Annotated in this window: 11 protein-coding genes; 5 read left to right on the forward strand and 6 right to left on the reverse strand. The window is 73.7% G+C overall.

The window, feature by feature from the left end; genetic code table 11:
* Positions 1 to 12: 12 nt before the first annotated feature.
* From AC07DW_RS18715 to AC07DW_RS18735, 5 genes are all read right to left on the reverse strand, one after another.
* Positions 13 to 2,247 carry a bifunctional glycosyltransferase/CDP-glycerol:glycerophosphate glycerophosphotransferase gene (locus tag AC07DW_RS18715; RefSeq protein ID WP_478858754.1) on the reverse strand — a complete coding sequence of 745 codons (2,235 nt, stop codon included), beginning with the start codon at positions 2,245 to 2,247 and terminating at the stop codon, positions 13 to 15.
* Positions 2,248 to 2,349: 102 nt separating this feature from the next.
* Entirely contained in the window at positions 2,350 to 3,228 is an 879-nt protein-coding gene (locus tag AC07DW_RS18720) for a carbohydrate ABC transporter permease (protein WP_478858755.1), read from the reverse strand.
* A complete protein-coding gene (locus tag AC07DW_RS18725; RefSeq protein ID WP_478858756.1) occupies positions 3,225 to 4,574 on the reverse strand; it encodes a carbohydrate ABC transporter permease in 1,350 nt (449 codons plus the stop codon). The genes AC07DW_RS18720 and AC07DW_RS18725 overlap by 4 nt, the downstream gene beginning before the upstream one ends.
* Positions 4,575 to 4,578: 4 nt before the next feature.
* Positions 4,579 to 5,907: an ABC transporter substrate-binding protein gene (locus AC07DW_RS18730; protein WP_478858834.1), complete on the reverse strand. Its 1,329-nt coding sequence runs from the start codon at positions 5,905 to 5,907 to the stop codon at positions 4,579 to 4,581.
* Between the two features lie 381 nt (positions 5,908 to 6,288).
* A complete protein-coding gene (locus AC07DW_RS18735; RefSeq protein ID WP_478858757.1) occupies positions 6,289 to 9,450 on the reverse strand; it encodes an FHA domain-containing protein in 3,162 nt (1,053 codons plus the stop codon).
* 439 nt (positions 9,451 to 9,889) lie between these two features.
* Here AC07DW_RS18735 and AC07DW_RS18740 point away from each other — a divergent pair, with 439 nt between their 5' ends.
* The 4 genes from AC07DW_RS18740 (at position 9,890) to AC07DW_RS18755 (ending at position 15,442) form a co-directional block, all read left to right on the forward strand.
* A complete protein-coding gene (locus tag AC07DW_RS18740) occupies positions 9,890 to 11,596 on the forward strand; it encodes a serine/threonine-protein kinase (RefSeq protein ID WP_478858758.1) in 1,707 nt (568 codons plus the stop codon).
* 107 nt (positions 11,597 to 11,703) lie between these two features.
* Entirely contained in the window at positions 11,704 to 12,939 is a 1,236-nt protein-coding gene (locus AC07DW_RS18745) for a serine/threonine-protein kinase (RefSeq protein ID WP_478858759.1), read from the forward strand.
* A 49-nt stretch (positions 12,940 to 12,988) separates the two neighbouring features.
* The gene (gene prfB / locus AC07DW_RS18750; protein WP_478858760.1) at positions 12,989 to 14,095 is read left to right on the forward strand and encodes a peptide chain release factor 2; all 1,107 of its coding nucleotides are present in this window, start codon (positions 12,989 to 12,991) and stop codon (positions 14,093 to 14,095) included.
* Positions 14,096 to 14,488: 393 nt separating this feature from the next.
* On the forward strand, positions 14,489 to 15,442 hold the full coding sequence (locus AC07DW_RS18755) for a hypothetical protein (protein ID WP_478858761.1): 954 nt from the start codon (positions 14,489 to 14,491) through the stop codon (positions 15,440 to 15,442).
* Positions 15,443 to 15,538: 96 nt separating this feature from the next.
* Here AC07DW_RS18755 and AC07DW_RS18760 read toward each other — a convergent pair whose 3' ends face one another.
* A complete protein-coding gene (locus AC07DW_RS18760) occupies positions 15,539 to 15,730 on the reverse strand; it encodes a hypothetical protein (RefSeq protein ID WP_478858762.1) in 192 nt (63 codons plus the stop codon).
* Positions 15,731 to 16,008: 278 nt separating this feature from the next.
* On the opposite strand from AC07DW_RS18760, the gene ftsE reads away from it, so the two are divergent.
* Positions 16,009 to 16,698: a cell division ATP-binding protein FtsE gene (gene ftsE / locus AC07DW_RS18765; protein ID WP_478858763.1), complete on the forward strand. Its 690-nt coding sequence runs from the start codon at positions 16,009 to 16,011 to the stop codon at positions 16,696 to 16,698.
* Positions 16,699 to 16,733 lie beyond the last annotated feature (35 nt).

The following is a 16,733-nucleotide window of genomic DNA, read 5'->3' on the forward strand; positions in this document are numbered from 1 at the left end:
GCAGGACACTCCCTAGCGCGGCGCCGGGAACAGCGCCGCCCCGGCCCCGCCCAGCGACGGGGCCGGGCAGCGGTCCTCCGGCGGGACCACGGGCGGCAGGGCCGCCGGGTCCTCGCCCAGGAACAGGTGCCGCACCACCCGCTCGGCCGCGTACCCGTCGTCGTACGGGCAGAAGCGCGCCCGGAACGCGGCCCGCAGCTGCGTGGAGCGGAACCCGCGCCAGTGGCCCGTGACGAAGATGTCGATCAGCTCGTCCTCGGTGCGGGCGACCGCGCCCGGCGGGAAGTCCCGCAGGTCGAAGTAGGTGCCGCGGGTCGCGTCGTACGCCGCCCAGTCCTCGGTGTGCACGACGATCGGCCGGTCGAGGCCCGCGTAGTCGAACATCAGCGACGAGTAGTCCGTCAGCAGCACGTCCGACGCCAGGCACAGCTCCTGCACCGAACCGTGCCCCGACACGTCGATGATCCGGGGGTTGCTGCCGTGCGCGGCGATCGGCGAGCCGTGCGTGGGGTGCGGGCGGGCCAGGACCACGAAGCGCGGCCCGAGCGCCAGGAGCAGCCGCTCCAGGTCGAGCAGGCGCGGCTGGGGGTGCGCGTAGTCGCGGTACGTGGGGGCGTACAGGATCGCCGTGTGGCCCTCGGGGACGCCCAGCGACTGGCGCAGCAGGGCGACGTCGGAGGCGGTCGCGCGCTGGAAGACGTCGTTGCGCGGCGAGCCGAACTCCAGGGTGCGGTAGGCGGCCGGATAGACCCGCTCCCAGACCAGGCTGGAGTGCCGGTTGGCGGACACCAGGGCGTCCCACTTGTCGATGTTGCGCAGCAGTTGCGCGAAGTCCATGCCCCGCCCGGCCGCCGGGCGGTACTGGAGGTCCAGGCCCATGTGCTTCAGCGGCGTGCCGTGCTGCGTCTGGATCAGCAGCTGGCCGCGCCGCTTGACCAGCCGCCGGTCGAAGTTGACGTTGTTGACCAGGTACTTGGAGCGGGCCAGCGCCGTCCAGTACGCCGCCGACCCGGGGCGCAGCCGGCGCGTCGCGGGCGGCACCGTGTGGGCGTGCTCGGGCGCGCAGATCCAGGCGGTCCGCACGTGCGGGGCCAGCTCCCGCACCCGCTCCTCGATCGCGGCCGGGCCGCAGGCGTAGCCGCGGTTCCAGTAGGCGGCGAACACCGCCCGGTCCTCCCGCACCGGCAGGCACAGCTGGATCCGGTAGTGCAGCTGGAGCAGTGCGCCGCGCACCGCCCGGGCGGTCCACGAGGAGTACCGACCGGCCCGCTTCAGGAACACGCGGGCGGCCATGATCGCGCGGTACGTGCGGTGGCAGCCGAGCCGGACCAGGGCGTGCCGCAGCCGGGTGGTGAACTTCGGTGTGGCGCCCATGGTCCGGAAGCGGCGGTAGTGGCGGCGGGCGCGGCGGAAGAAGTCGGCGCGGCTGCCGTGCGGGAGGCGGCCGGGGGCGGAGAACACGGAGGTGAAGTGGTCGGCCATGCGCCGGAACAGCACCGGCCGCCAGCGCGCCAGCTCGGGACGGGCGTCGATGAACGCGAAGACCCGCTCGTACTGCTCGAACAGGTCGAAGTGGCGGGGGCTGGTGGTGCGCAGGATGGAGCCGGTGCGGCGCTGGCGGTAGTGGACGCAGACCCGGTCCAGCGTGGCGATCGACCCGGCGGCCATCAGCGCCGGGTACGTCCACGGGGTGTCCTCGTAGAAGCCGGGTGCGAAGACGAACCCCTCGCGCTCCAGGAACTCCCGCTTGTACGCCTTGTTCCACACCACCATCAGGACCTTCAGCAGCCCCGGCCGCTCGGTCAGCGGGAACGGGGCAGGACCGGCCTCGCTGAGGTGGCTGCGGAACTCGTGGCGCACCTCCTCGCCCGACCAGTACACGCGCGCGTAGTCGTACACCAGGAGCTCGGGCGAGCCGGTCTCCTTGAGGCGGTCCGCGACGGCCTGGAGGGCACCCGGTACGAAGGTGTCGTCACCGTCCAGGAAGAGGACGTAGTCGCCGGTCGCGCGGGCGAGCCCGGCGTTGCGGGCCGGCCCCAGACCGGCGTTCTCGGGCAGGTGGACGGCGACGACCCGGCGGTCGCGGGCGGCGAAGTCGTCGATCACCGCCCCGCAGCCGTCGGGCGAGCAGTCGTCCACGGCGATCAGTTCCAGGTCCTCGAAGGACTGGGTGAGCACCGACTCCAGGCACTCGTGCAGATACGCCTGGACCTTGTACGCGGGGACGATGACGCTGAACCGGGGCATGGCCCGGGAACGTCGGATGAACCGACCGGGTTACGCCCGCCGTGGCATACGGGGGACCCGGTGGCTCACCCGCACCTCGGCCGGACGCGCCCCGGCCGTACGTCACTTGACCGCGCCCGCCATCACACCGGAGACGAACTGCCGCTGGAAGGCGAAGAACACGGCGAGCGGTATCACCATCGACACGAACGCGCCGGGCGCCAGGATGTCCACGTTGTTGCCGAACTGCCGCACCTGCTGCTGGAGCGCGACCGTGATCGGCGGTGACTCGGAGTCCGCGAAGATCAGCGCCACCAGCATGTCGTTCCACACCCACAGGAACTGGAAGATGCCCAGCGAGGCGATGGCCGGCCCGCCGAGCGGCATGACCACCCGGGTGAACAGCCGGATCTCGCCCGCCCCGTCCAGCCGGGCGGCCTCCAGCAGCTCGCGCGGGATCTCCGCGAAGAAGTTCCGCAACAGGAAGATCGCGAACGGCAGGCCGAACGCCACGTGGAACAGGACGACCCCGAGCGTCGTCTCGAAGACCCCTACCGCCCCGAACAGCTCCGAGACCGGGACGAGCGCCACCTGCACCGGCACCACCAGCAGCCCGACGACCACCAGGAACCACCAGTCCCGGCCGGGGAACTCCAGCCATGCGAACGCGTACCCGGCCAGCGACCCGATCACGACGACCAGGACGGTCGCGGGCACGGTGATCAGGACCGTGGACATCAAGGACCCGGTGATGGTGTCGTTCTCGAGGATGCGGGCGTAGTTGGTGGTGGTCAGCTGGGCCGGGGCCGTGAACACCTTCCACCAGCCGCTGGCGTTCATGTCGGCGGGATCGCGCAGCGAGGACAGCAGCAGCCCCACCGTCGGCATCAGCCAGAACAGCGCGACGAGGACGAGGAAGACGCGCATCGCCCCGCCACCGGCCCGGGAGGCGACTTGCGCGGCGACCCGTGCGGCGGGGCTCCGCCGGTTGCTGCCGCTCATCGCCGGGCCTCCTTCCGTATGCGGCGGATGTTGAAGAACATCACCGGGATCACCAGCAGCAGGAGCAGTACGGAGATGGCGCTGCCCACGCCCAGGTGCGCGTCCGTGCCGAACGAGGAGCGGTAGAGCTGGAGCGCGAGCACGTTCGCGTCGTCCTGGACCGAACCGGGCGCGATGATGAACACCAGGTCGAAGATCTTCAGTACGTTGATCATCAGGGTGACCAGGACGACCGCGAGGACCGGCGCCAGCAGCGGGACCGTCACCCGGCGGAAGACCTGCCACTCGTTGGCGCCGTCCACCCGCGCCGCCTCCAGCAGCTCGCGCGGCAGGCCCGCCAGCCCGGCGGCGATCAGCACCATCGCGAAGCCCGCCCACATCCACACGTAACTGCCGATGATCGCCGGGGTGACCAGCGACGGGCCGAGCCAGTCCACCCCGTTGTACTGCTCCCGGAAGTTGCTCTCCGGCAGCCGCAGGAGGGCCCCGTCCGCCACCTCGGGCAGGGTGAAGGTGCCGTCGGCGGCCGCCGACGCCGTGGCGACGACCCGGCCGTCCTTGACCGCCTCCACCTTCAGGCCCTTCAGCCCCAGCTCCTCGGCGTCGACGGAGTTGGGCGTGCCGCCGCCGCCCCGGGTGAAGTCCAGCCAGGCGGTCCCCGCGATCCCCTCGCCGGACGGCCGCGGGGCCTTCGCGGGCGCGGCGTCCTCCGGCATGTCCGGGGGCGCCACACCGATCAGGGGCAGCAGGGCGGGCGTGCCCGCCCGTACCGGCTCCTTGGTGATGAACGCCCCGCCGCCCGCCGCCTCCAGCGGGTGGACGGGAAGCGGCCGGGCCCTCGGGTAGCCCGCCGACTCGGTGAACGTGTCGTGCACACCCACCCAGACGGCGTTGGCGACCCCGCGGTCCGGGTCCTGCTCGTACACCAGCCGGAAGATGATCCCGGCGGCCAGCATCGAGATCGCCATCGGCATGAAGACGATCAATTTGAACGCCGTACCCCACCGCACCCGTTCGGTGAGGGCCGCGAAGATCAGCCCGAGGGCGGTGGCCACGGTCGGCGCGACCACCACCCAGACGGCGTTGTTCCTGACGGCCGTGAGGATGGTGTCGTCGGTGAAGATCTCGACGTAGTTGTCCAGGCCGGCGAAGCCGCTGCCCGCCTGGTCGAAGAAGGACCGGTAGACCGAGTACCCGATGGGGTAGACCACGAGCGCGCCCAGCAGCACCAGCGCGGGCAGCAGGAAGCCGGCCGCGACGAGCACGCGGGTGCCGGTGACGCTCTTGCGCGAACCCGGGGGCGCCGGCCGCACGGCCGCCGCGCCCCCCGTTGCCGGCGCCGTCACGGCGTCAGCTCTTGCCCTTGTAGGCCTTGACCGCGTCGGCCTCCAGCCTCGCCTGCGTACCCGCGACGTCCTTCGGGTTCTTCAGGAAGTCCTGGAGCGCCTTCCACTCGCCCTTGCCGGGCGTGCCGCCGAAGGACTGCGGCATCTGGTCCGACATGTCGAAGCGGAAGTCGTCACCCGCCGCGATGAGCGCCCTGCCGATGTCGCGCTGGACGTCGTTCGGGTACGCCGCCACGTCCATCGCCTTGTTGGGCGAGATGAAACCGCCCTCGCCCGCCCAGATCCGCGCGGCGTCCGGCGAGGCGAGGAACGTCAGCAGCGCCTGGGTGGCGGGCTTGTCGGTCAGCGCGACCGCCACGTCCCCACCGGTCACCACCGGCGCCTCGGCGCCCACCGCCGGGAACGGGAACGCCTTCGCGTCCGTACCGATCTTCGCCTCGGTCTGCGCGATGTTGATCGAGACGAAGTCGCCCTCGAAGACCATCCCGGCCTTCGGCGCGCCCCCGCCGGTGAACGTCTGCGTCACGGACGCCGGGAACTCCGTCTGCAGCGCGCCCGCCGCACCGCCCGCGATCAGGTTCGGCTTGCCGAACACCTCGGCGAGGGTGGTGAGGGCCTGCTTGACGGACGGGTCGGTCCACGGGATCTCGTGAGCGGCCAGCCGGTCGTACTTCTCCGGACCCGCCTGCGAGAGGTAGACGTTCTCGAACCAGTCCGTGAGGGTCCAGCCGTCCGCGCCGCCCACCGAGAAGGGCGTCACACCGGACGCGGAGACCGTCTCCGCGGTGGACAGCAGTTCCTTCCACGTCTTCGGCTCCGCCACCCCCGCGTTCTCGAAGACCGCGGTGTTGTACCAGATCAGCGACTTGTTCGCGGCCTTGAAGTACACGCCGTACTGGGTGCCGTCCACCGCCCCGAGGTCCTGCCAGCCCCGGGAGTAGTTCTTGGCCAGCTGCGCCTTGGCCTCCGGGCCGGCCGGCTTGGCCCACTTGCGCTGCACGGCCTGCTTGAGCGCGCCCACCTGCTGGAGCATGGCCACATCCGGCGGGGCACCGCCCGCGATCTTCGTACCGATGTAGTTCAGCATCGCGTCCTGCGTCGGCACGTAGACGACCTCCGCGCCGGTGCGCTTCTCGAACTCGTCGAGCACCTTCGTGAACGCCTGCTGCTCCGGGCCCGTCCACACCGCCACGACCTGTACCTTCTGGCCGTCCAGCTTCGGCAGCCGGACGCTCGCCGCGCCGGTCTTCGTGTCCTTGTCCGGCTCGGGGCCGCCCCCGCCGCCGTCGCCGTCACCGCAGCCGGCGAGGACGAGGGCGCAGAGGGCCGCCATCGCCACGGAGGCCCGGCGTGCCGTGCGTGCCTCGCGTGACGCGCGAGCCGTGGCCGCCGTACGGGCCGTGCCCGCCTCGCCCGCCGCGCCGGTTCCGCCCGCCGCGCCTGTGCTGCGTGCCCTCAGTGCCCTCAGTGCCCTGCGTGTTCGAAGAGTTGTGCGCATCACTGCCCCGTCTCTTCCGTGCGCGTACCCGTCCCGTCCGTCAGGTCTACGCCCGGTGCAGGGGGGCCGCAATACCGCCTTCCGTGTCAAGTCGGGTTTCGTGATCGGGTCGTGACGTGGCGTCAGGCCGCCAGGAGTCCGCGGCGGGCTCGCCCGGTGGCGCGCACGACGGCCGTCCGGGGGCGGGCGAGCCCGGCCGGCCGTGACGTCCGTCCGTCACGTCTGCGGGGCCGGCACGAGCGGCGGCAACGGCGTCGCGCCGACCGAGCGGGCCGCCCGATCCAGCGCGCTGGCCAGCAGCGCCAGGTCCGTCGGGCCGTTGCCCAGCTCGCGCACCGGGCGCCGGGTGGGCGGATCGCCCATGCGCTCCCACTCCAGCGGCACCACGGTGGGCCGCTGCGTGGCCGTCCGGGGGATGCGCCCGGTGACCCGGCCGGCCTGGAACGGCGTCACGCGGCCGTCGGGGTGCCCCAGCCGGCCGCGCCCCGGGGCCGGGACGTCCGGCCCGGGGGAGGCGGGCGGGGCGTCCAGCACCACCCGCAGCCGTGCCCGGCGGGCCAGCTCCGTGTCGGCCGTGCGGTCCGGCCGGGCGGACGTCACCATCAGGTGCACGCCCAGCCGGTGGCCGTCGCGGGCCACGGCCTCCAGTGCCCGCACCACCGACCCGGCCGCGGGGCGCCCGGGGCTGCCGAGCGCGGGCGCGACCAGCGCGTCGTAGTCGTCGACCAGGACGACCAGGCGCGGCAGCGGGGGCGGCACCTCGTCCGGTGCGGTACGGGCGGCGGGGCGCAGCCGCAGGGTGCCGGTGGACGGCGCGTCGGCGCCGTCCGGCTCCCCGGGGCGGCCCTGGGCCGGGTCCAGGGGGCGGCGGGGGTCCTGGTCCAGGGGGCGCCGGGGGCCGACCATGCGGTCCGCGACCTCCCGCTGGGTGTGCCACTCGGCGAACTCCTGGCGGCCGAGCAGCTCCGCCCGGCGCTTCAGCTCCGTCCCGAGCGCCTGGGCGAACTCCCGCATCCGGACCGGGTCGGAGGCCACCAGGTGCTCGGTGGCGTGCGGCAGCTCGGTGCAGGGCGCGAGGCCCTCGCCGCGTTCGCCGCCCGCGCCGTCGACGAGGAGCAGGCCGAGCCGGTCCGGGCGGGACGCGGCCGCCAGGGACGCGGCGACGGAACGCAGCAGTTCCGTGCGCCCGCTGCCCGCCGGGCCTTCGATCAGCAGATGGGGGCCCTCCGTGGTGAGGTCCACCGACAGGGGCCCGCGCGGGCCGGTGCCCAGCACGGCGGTGCCGTCCGGGGCCGACGCCCATCGGGCCATCAGCGACGCGGGGGTCGCGCGGGCCAGCCCCAGCTCGTCCAGGAGCCGGGAGGACGGCGGCAGGGGTACGGCGGCGCGGCCCTGCGGGGCGGTGCCGCCGGCCCAGGGGCTCCCGGCGTGCTCGTCGCGCTCCGCCCGCAGCGGGGCGAGCGCCCGGGCGAACCGCTCGGCCCAGGCGGTGGACACCGCGTCGACGGTGCCGACCGTGCCGTGACCGGCGGGCCGGCCGTCCGCCGTACGCATCAGGCGCAGCGCGGTCGCCACGTCGCCCGACAGCAGCGCGGCGGCTCCGCACTCGCGGAACGCGAGCGACGCGGCGCACGCCGTCTCGTACGTCTCGGTGACCGGGGACAGCGGCGAGGCGGCCGGCGTCTCGGCCAGGCACACCAGATGGATGCCGGCCGCCGCGCCCGCACCGGCGAGCCGGGCGGTCGTCTCGCGCAGCGCGGCCGAACCGGGATCGCCGTCCACGACGACCACCGTGTACGTCCCGTCCGTCGCGCCGTGCCGCTCGGCGGCCTCCGCGACGGCCCTGCGGTCGGCGCCGGCCCAGCCGGGCCCGAGCGGCCCGTCGTCCAGCCGCCGGGTGAGCTCGGCGGTCCGGGCGGCCGCCTGCTCCCGGTCGTACGCGAGCAGCAGCCGGCAGTCCTGACCGTGGGCCGGGCGCACGTGCGGGAGCCAGCCGAGCCAGCTCCACTCGTGCGTGCGGCCCGCGCTGCTGATCAGCACGATCTCCAGGTCGGTGGGCGCGTGCAGTGCGGCGAGCTGGGCCACGACGGAGCGGGTCAGACCGAGGAGCCGGGCGCGGGGCCCGGCGAGCCCGAGCGACCCTGCCTCGCGCAGGCCCACGGTGACCGGTACGGCCGGCAGGTCGGCCCGCTCGGTGGTGCCGAGCCGCACGGCCAGCGCCTCCGGGTGAGCGGGGCCCCGCTCCCACAGGCGCGGCCCCGGGCCGAGCGCGGTGAGCAGCACGGTGGCGGGGTCGGGCCAGGTCTCGTGGACGGCGCCGCCCCCGAGGGCCGTGGGTCCGGGCCCCTCCGGCGGCTCGGCGGGCCCGTCGGGCCGTCCGCCCGCGAGCCGTCGCGCCCAGGCCCCTATGCCCCGCTTGCGAGCGGGGGTGCCGGCGCCGGGGGTGCCGGTTCCGGGCGTGGCGGCGTTCGCGGGGGCGTCCTCCGCCGGGGCGTCGCCGGTGACGCTCAGGGTGGCGCCCACGGGGGTGCCGCGCGCCGGGGTGGCCTGCCGTGAGCCGGCCACCGCCGAGGGGTCGGCCACGGGTGCGGCACCGTACGCACCGGTCCCGCCGCCGTGCCCCGCCCGGCCGGCCACGTCCGGGGCGGGCCGGGCCGTCTGCCGCGGCACGCGCGGGTCACCGGCGGCGCCCGCCGGGCCGTCCTCCGTCCGGCCGGGCGCCGCGCCCGCGCGGGACACCCGGAGGTGTCCGTCGCCGTCGGGCGCGGTGGCCAGCGGGGCGCCGTCGGCCGGGTGCGCGTCCGTCGTCAGCCGCAGCGACGACTCGCCCAGCCGCAGCAGGGCCCCCGGCGTCAGGCGGACCGGGCGGGTGCCGACCTCGGCGCCGTCCAGGGTGGTGCCGTTCGTGGAGCCCAGGTCCGCGACCGTGACCCGCCCGCCGTCCGTGACGGTCACCGCGCAGTGCAGGCGGGACACGTCCGGGTCGTCGAGGGGCACGTCGGCGTCGGCGGAGCGACCGATGCGGATCTGGCCCGGGTGCAGCAGGTGGACCCCTCCGGCGTCCGGACCGGCCACCACGTGCAGCCGCGCCGCCGCGCCGTCCAGCGGGGCGTGGTCCTCGCCGGGCACCTGGAGCGAGAGCACCGCTCCGTCCACCAGCGGTGGCTCGCCCAGCACGCGGCGCTGCGGGTCCAGCCGCTCACCACCCGCGTGGAGCACGACGGCACCCGAGGGGTCGGCGCCCGACACGGCGGCCGCCAGCCCGGAGGCGACGGCGGCCAGCGCGGTCCCGGCCGGGGCGGTGACAAGCACGTCACAGGCGCGCCCCGCGGCCTGGCCGCCGGTCGGCGCCGCGAGGACGGTCAGCCGGATCTGCATCGCCGTCAGCGGTCCCTTCTGCGCGGCGCGCCCGGCAGGGGAGGGAATGGCCCGTCTCGATCTCCCCCCACCCGCCGCGGACGCGTCGTCCGGTCAGGTCGGCACGGACCACGGGGCTCCCGACCCCGCGATGCGCCGTGCTGGGGGCATCCTCCCACCTGGGACTGACAACTCGTCCCCGGCCCACCAAAAAATGATCTTGATCGATCGGAGGTGGTCGGCGAAACGCCTGCTTGGGTACGCCTTGCGATCATGTGCGCCGCCGCGAGTCGTGTCACCCTGGCAACCGAGCCCCCTTCGCACGCGTCTTGCAGGGTCGAACGGGAGCGGAGGACGACCCGCCGGTGTGCCACCCTCCGGCACTACAGTGGGGCGACACCGGGCGGACCCGAGAGGGTGCCCGGACAGGCAAGGACCACGATCGCAGGGAGCGCATGACGTGCGGCCGGTAGGCAGCAAGTACCTGCTCGAGGAGCCGCTCGGGCGCGGCGCCACGGGCACCGTCTGGCGAGCCCGCCAGCGTGAGACCGCGGGCGCCGAGGCGGCCGTGGCCGGTCAGCCCGGCGAGACCGTCGCGATCAAGGTCCTCAAGGAGGAGCTCGCGAACGACGCGGACGTGGTGATGCGCTTCCTCAGGGAACGCTCCGTCCTGCTCCGCCTCACCCACCCCAACATCGTGCGCACCCGCGACCTCGTCGTCGAGGGCGACCTCCTCGCCCTGGTCATGGACCTGGTCGACGGCCCCGACCTGCACCGTTACATCCGGGAGAACGGCCCGCTCAGCCCGGTCGCCGCCGCACTGCTCACGGCGCAGATCGCCGACGCGCTCGCCGCCAGCCACGCCGACGGCGTGGTCCACCGCGACCTGAAGCCGGCCAACGTGCTGCTCGCCGAGCGCGACGGCCAGATGCACCCGATGCTCACCGACTTCGGCATCGCGCGCCTCGCGGACAGCCCCGGCCTCACCCGTACGCACGAATTCGTCGGCACGCCCGCGTACGTGGCGCCCGAGTCGGCCGAAGGCCGCCCGCAGACCTCCGCCGTGGACATCTACGGCGCCGGCATCCTGCTCTACGAGCTGGTCACCGGCCGCCCGCCGTTCGCCGGCGGCACCGCGCTGGAGGTGCTGCACCGCCACCTCAGCGAGGAGCCCCGCCGCCCCTCCACGGTCCCGGGGCCCCTGTGGACCGTCATCGAGCGCTGCCTCGGCAAGGACCCGGAGCGCCGCCCTAGCGCCGAGAACCTGGCCAGGGGGCTGCGTACCGTCGCCTCCGGCATCGGCGTGCACGCCACACCCGCCCAGATCGAGGCGGCCGAGGGCGTGGGCGCGCTGCTCGCCCCCGACCCGGCGCCGGCACCGGTCCCGGAGACCCCCGGGGCGGCGGACCCCACCCAGGTCCTCCCCGGCAACGCCGGCCAGTACGACCCGGCCGCCCCCACCAGCGTGCTGCCCACCAGCGGCGCCGGCGGTCAGGGCGGCGGCCACGGCGCCGCCGACCCGACCGCGGTCATGCCGCCCGTCCCGCCGCGCCCCGACGGGCAGCCGCAGCCGGAGGAGCCGCATCCCTGGCAGAGCCAGCTGCGCGCCGCCCGCGACCGCAACGAGCAGACCCAGGTGCAGTACCTGGACCCGAGCCAGGACCCGCTGCGCCGCCGCCCGCAGCGCCAGGCGCCCCAGCAGCCGCCGCAGCCGCCCCCGCACCAGCAGCAGCCGCCGCAGCAGCAGCCGTACCCGCCGCAGCACCAGCGCCGCCGACCGAACCCGCCGCAGCGCCGGCAGTACGCGCCGCCGCCCCCGCAGCAGCAGTACGCGCCGCCGCCTCCGCAGCAGCAGTACGCGCCGCAGCACCACCAGCCGCAGCAGCCCCAGCAGCCGGCCCCGCGCCCGCCGCGTGAGCCCAGGCGGCGCAGCGCCAACCCGATGCGCATCCCGGGCCTGGGCTGCCTCAAGGGCTGCCTGTTCACGATCGTGCTGTTCGTCGTGGCGGGCTGGCTCATCTGGGAGCTGACCCCGCTCCAGGACTGGGTCGCCGAGGGCAAGAGCTACTGGCAGGCCATCAGCGACGGGGTGTCGACGGTGTCCGACTGGATCTCCGACCTCGGCAACAGCTCCGGCTCCACCGGCAACACGCCCGCAGGACAGTAATCCTGTCGTTTTGTCGACTTCCGAGGAGTGATTTCTCCTCGGTGGTGAATACCGGCGCCCGGGCCCGCGTAACTTTGTCGGGAACGCCAGCCGCTGAGGGAGCAGTCTTGGCACGGAAGATCGGCAGCCGGTACACCGCCCACCAGATCCTGGGACGGGGCAGTGCCGGAACGGTGTGGCTCGGCGAGGGCCCGGAGGGCCCCGTCGCCATCAAGCTGTTGCGCGAGGACCTGGCCTCCGACCAGGAACTGGTCGGACGCTTCGTCCAGGAGCGCACCGCCCTGCTCGGGCTGGACCACGCGCGCGTGGTGGCCGTCCGCGACCTGGTCGTCGACGGCGACGACCTCGCCCTCGTCATGGACCTGGTCCGCGGCACGGACCTGCGCACCCGGCTGGACCGCGAGCGCCGGCTCGCCCCCGCCGCGGCCGTCTCGATCGTCGCCGACGTCGCCGACGCCCTGGCCGCCGCGCACGCCGCCGGGGTCGTCCACCGCGACGTCAAGCCGGAGAACATCCTGCTCGACATGGAGGGCCCGCTCGGGCCGGGCGGCGCCCACCCCGCCCTCCTCACCGACTTCGGCGTCGCCAAGCTGATCGACACCCCCGGCCGCACCAAGTCCACCCGTGTCATCGGCACACCCGACTACGTGGCCCCGGAGATCGTCGAGGGACTCCCGCCGCGAGCGGCCGTCGACATCTACGCCCTGGCGACGGTGCTGTACGAGCTGCTCGCCGGCTTCACGCCGTTCGGCGGCGGCCACCCCGGCGCCGTGCTGCGCCGCCACGTCACCGAGACGGTCGTCCCGCTCCCCGGCATCCCGGACGAGCTGTGGCAGCTGATCGTCCAGTGCCTCGCCAAGGCACCCGCCTCCCGGCTGCGCGCCTCCGAGCTCGCCGCCCGCCTGCACGACCTGCTGCCGCTCGTCGCGGGCATGCCACCGCTCGACGTGGACGAGCCGGACGCCGAGCCCGCCGCCGAGGCGTACGAGGACGACCCGTACCCGACGCTCCCGAACGCCCCGCGCCGGACGGCCGTGCCGCTGGTGCCGGGCTCCTCCACCGACTCCAACCGGGACACCCACACCTCGATGCGCGTCCCGGCCCCCGACGAGCTCTCCGGCGGCCCCCGCGGCACCGCCCGCGCCCCCCGCCCCGCCGGCGGGCGGCGGCCCGGCTCCGCCCGGCACAAGTCGGAAGCGGTGCGCAAACGCCGCATCACCCTCGGGATCGCCGCGCTCGCCCTCCTCACCGCCGCCGGGGTCGGCGGCTACCTGGCGACCGGCGAGGACGACCCGGGCGCCCCGCCCCAGGACTCCCAGCAGTCGGCCCCGTCACAGCCCTAGTGGCTCCCGGGAGGGCCTGGCTGTCGCACGCAGCCGTTACGCTGGTGTCGTGGCAGTCGTCGATGTATCCGAAGAGCTGAAGTCCCTCTCCTCGACCATGGGGTCGATCGAGGCCGTCCTGGACCTCGACAGGCTGAGGGCAGACATCGCCGTGCTCGAGGAGCAGGCCGCGGCCCCGTCCCTCTGGGACGACCCGGAGGCGGCGCAGAAGATCACGAGCAAGCTCTCGCACCTCCAGGCCGAGGTGCGCAAGACCGAGGCGCTGCGCAGTCGCATCGACGACCTCGCCGTCCTCTTCGAGCTCGCCGAGGAGATGGACGACGCGGACACCCTCGCCGAGGCCGAGACGGAGCTGGTCTCCGTCCGCAAGGCGCTGGACGAGATGGAGGTCCGCACCCTCCTGTCCGGTGAGTACGACGAGCGCGAGGCGCTGGTCAACATCCGCGCGGAGGCCGGCGGCGTCGACGCCTCCGACTTCGCCGAGCGCCTCCAGCGCATGTACCTGCGCTGGGCCGAGCGGCACGGGTACTCCACGGAGATCTACGAGACGTCGTACGCGGAAGAGGCCGGCATCAAGTCGACCACCTTCGTCGTCAAGGCGCCGTACGCCTACGGCACGCTCTCGGTCGAGCAGGGCACGCACCGTCTGGTCCGCATCTCCCCCTTCGACAACCAGGGCCGCCGCCAGACGTCCTTCGCCGGCGTCGAGGTGCTGCCGGTCGTCGAGTCGTCCGACCATGTCGAGATCGACGAGTCCGAGCTGCGCATCGACGTCTACCGCGCCTCCGGCCCCGGCGGCCAGGGCGTCAACACCACCGACTCGGCCGTGCGCATCACGCACATTCCGACCGGCATCGTGGTCTCCTGCCAGAACGAGCGCTCGCAGATCCAGAACAAGGCCAGCGCGATGAACGTCCTCCAGGCGAAGCTGCTGGAGCGGCGCCGCCAGGAGGAGCAGGCCAAGATGGACGCCCTCAAGGGCGACGGCGGCAACTCCTGGGGCAACCAGATGCGTTCGTACGTCCTGCACCCCTACCAGATGGTCAAGGACCTCCGTACGGAGTTCGAGGTCGGCAACCCGCAGGCCGTCCTGGACGGCGAGATCGACGGCTTCCTGGAGGCGGGCATCCGCTGGCGGAAGCAGCAGGAGAAGTAGTCCCCGGGACGACACCCCGGGTTCAGCGGAACTCTTGGCGCCGGACAGCCCTTGCATGGGCGGTCCGGCGCCGTTCGCGTATGCGGGCGCAATTCGCTGCCGCAAGCGCTCTGTTGGCCCTGTCCTCGCTTTGTCGACAAGGAAACTGGCCTTTGACAGGCCGGTGTTCGCCTTTTACGTCACAGTTGCATCGTTGCACCCCAGGCAACTGTGATTATTTCGGGCATCGCGCGCGCAACCGCCTTGACGCTTATACGAAAACTGGGAAAGCTGACGCGCGGCATGCGCATGACTGGGGCGCGTGTGATCCGGGGGCGCGAGAGCAAGACCCCCAGCGTCCGCTGCCCCGAGCGCTGCTCCATCGACGAATGAGCTACTGGGGGTAGCAGGCAGATGACCAAGAAGACGCGGGTCCGCGTGGCGCGGATCGCAGCCGGTGCGGTGATCGCAGCCGGAGCGTCCCTGACCGCGGCGGGCGCCGCCTCGGCGGTCGGCATAGACGTCGAGGTCGCCGGCATCGGCGTCCGCGCCGAGGCGAACGAGAACGGTCTGGACGCCGGCCTCGGTATCGGTGACGACACCGGAGGCACCGGCGACCCCGGCGGCGTCGGTGACCAGGGTGGCACGGGCGACCAGGGTGGCACGGGCGACCAGGGTGGTACCGGTGACCAGGGTGGCACGGGCGACCAGGGTGGTACCGGTGACCAGGGTGGCACGGGCGACCAGGGTGGCACGGGCGACCAGGGTGGCACGGGCGACCAGGGTGGCACGGGCGACCAGGGTGGCACGGGCGACCAGGGCGGTACCGGCGACCAGGGCGGTACCGGCGACCAGGGCGGTACCGGCGACCAGGGTGGCACGGGCGACCAGGGCGGTACCGGCGACCAGGGTGGCACGGGCGACCAGGGTGGCACGGGCGACCAGGGTGGCACGGGCGACCAGGGTGGTACCGGCGACCAGGGCGGCACCAGCACCTCCGGCGGCAACGGCGGCAATGGCGGCAACCAGGGCGGCACCTCCGCCACGGGCGGCTCCGGCACCTCCGGCGGCAACGGCGGCAACCAGGGCGGCACCTCCGCCACGGGCGGCTCCGGCACCTCCGGCTCCGTGACCGGCGGCGACGCCGGCACCTGCACCGTCGACCTCGACGGTGCCGAGTGCGCCGACAACACCGACACCGACTCCGCCGGCTCCAAGCCGGTCGAGCAGGGTCAGGCCAAGGAGGAGCTCGCCGAGACCGGCGCCGCCGAGACCTCGTTCCTGCTCATCGGCGCCGCGACGATGATCGCGGGCGGCATCGGCTTCCGCATGCTGCCGCGCCTCGTGGGCGGCCGTACGGTCGCGTAACACCGTAGAGCGACGGAAGGGCCCGGGCGGCCGATGACCGGCCCGCCCGGGCCCTTCCACGCGTACAAGATGCGTACGACGGACGTACGCGAAGCCCTACGCGGTCTGGTGCGCCAGCAGGGCCACCGCCGCGACCATGATCAGCAGGAGCGTCAGCAGGGCCATGGGGTTCAGCCCACCGAAGGGGCCGTCCTGCTGGAGTCGCTCCCGATTCGCCCGGCAGACGTGGCACCGGCCCTCGCTGACGGGCGCCGCGCAGTTGGCGCACACCAATCGGTCATAGGTCATGCGCTCTCCTCCTCCCGCGCGGCGGAGCCGCAGACGCGGACCGTGCACTGACGCGGACTGTGCACACAGTTCTCTCCGCACAACGCTCAGGGAAACGCATCCGTTCCCCCTACCACTGTGCCAGCTTCGGAGAGTTTAGGCGCGCCCCGTCGGATTCCCCTCGTCCCGGGCTCCTACCCCACGCGGACAAAAGGCGCAAGGCAGGACGGCGACTGCGCGCGGCATGCCCATTCGCGTATGGTCACGCACACCTACTCCCTGCCGACCGTGGTGCACCCGTGATCCGATTCGACAACGTCTCCAAGACCTACCCGAAGCAGAACCGCCCCGCGCTGAGGGACGTCTCCCTCGAGATCGAGAAGGGCGAGTTCGTCTTCCTGGTCGGTTCCTCCGGCTCCGGAAAGTCCACCTTCCTGCGGCTGGTCCTGCGCGAGGAGCGCGCCAGCCACGGCACGGTGCACGTTCTGGGCAAGGACCTCGCCAGGCTGTCCAACTGGAAGGTGCCGCACATGCGCCGCCAGCTCGGCACCGTCTTCCAGGACTTCCGCCTGCTGCCCAACAAGACCGTCGCGCAGAACGTGGCGTTCGCGCAGGAGGTCATCGGCAAGCCGCGCGGCGAGATCCGCAAGGCCGTCCCCCAGGTCCTCGACCTCGTCGGTCTCGGCGGCAAGGAGGACCGGATGCCCGGCCAGCTGTCCGGTGGTGAGCAGCAGCGGGTCGCCATCGCCCGTGCGTTCGTCAACCGGCCGATGCTGCTGATCGCCGACGAGCCGACCGGCAACCTCGACCCGCAGACCTCCGTCGGCATCATGAAGCTGCTGGACCGGATCAACCGCACCGGCACCACCGTCATCATGGCGACGCACGACCAGAACATCGTCGACCAGATGCGCAAGCGGGTCATCGAGCTGGAGAAGGGCCGTCTCGTACGCGACCAGGCGCGCGGCGTCTACGGCTACCAGCACTGAGCAGCAGCACCCGCAGCACCCCGCAGCAAGGAAAG

Source organism: Streptomyces sp. NPDC045701 (assembly GCF_056432045.1).

What these genes read in the sequence shown, in the direction of transcription:
- AC07DW_RS18715 (WP_478858754.1), bottom strand. Translation starts at nt 2,247, where the DNA reads ATGCCCCGGTTCAGCGTCATCGTCCCCGCGTACAAGGTCCAGGCGTAT.
- AC07DW_RS18720 (WP_478858755.1), bottom strand. Translation starts at nt 3,228, where the DNA reads ATGAGCGGCAGCAACCGGCGGAGCCCCGCCGCACGGGTCGCCGCGCAA.
- AC07DW_RS18735 (WP_478858757.1), bottom strand. Translation starts at nt 9,450, where the DNA reads ATGCAGATCCGGCTGACCGTCCTCGCGGCGCCGACCGGCGGCCAGGCC.
- AC07DW_RS18760 (WP_478858762.1), bottom strand. Translation starts at nt 15,730, where the DNA reads ATGACCTATGACCGATTGGTGTGCGCCAACTGCGCGGCGCCCGTCAGC.
- AC07DW_RS18755 (WP_478858761.1), top strand. Translation starts at nt 14,489, where the DNA reads ATGACCAAGAAGACGCGGGTCCGCGTGGCGCGGATCGCAGCCGGTGCG.
- AC07DW_RS18730 (WP_478858834.1), bottom strand. Translation starts at nt 5,907, where the DNA reads ATGGCGGCCCTCTGCGCCCTCGTCCTCGCCGGCTGCGGTGACGGCGAC.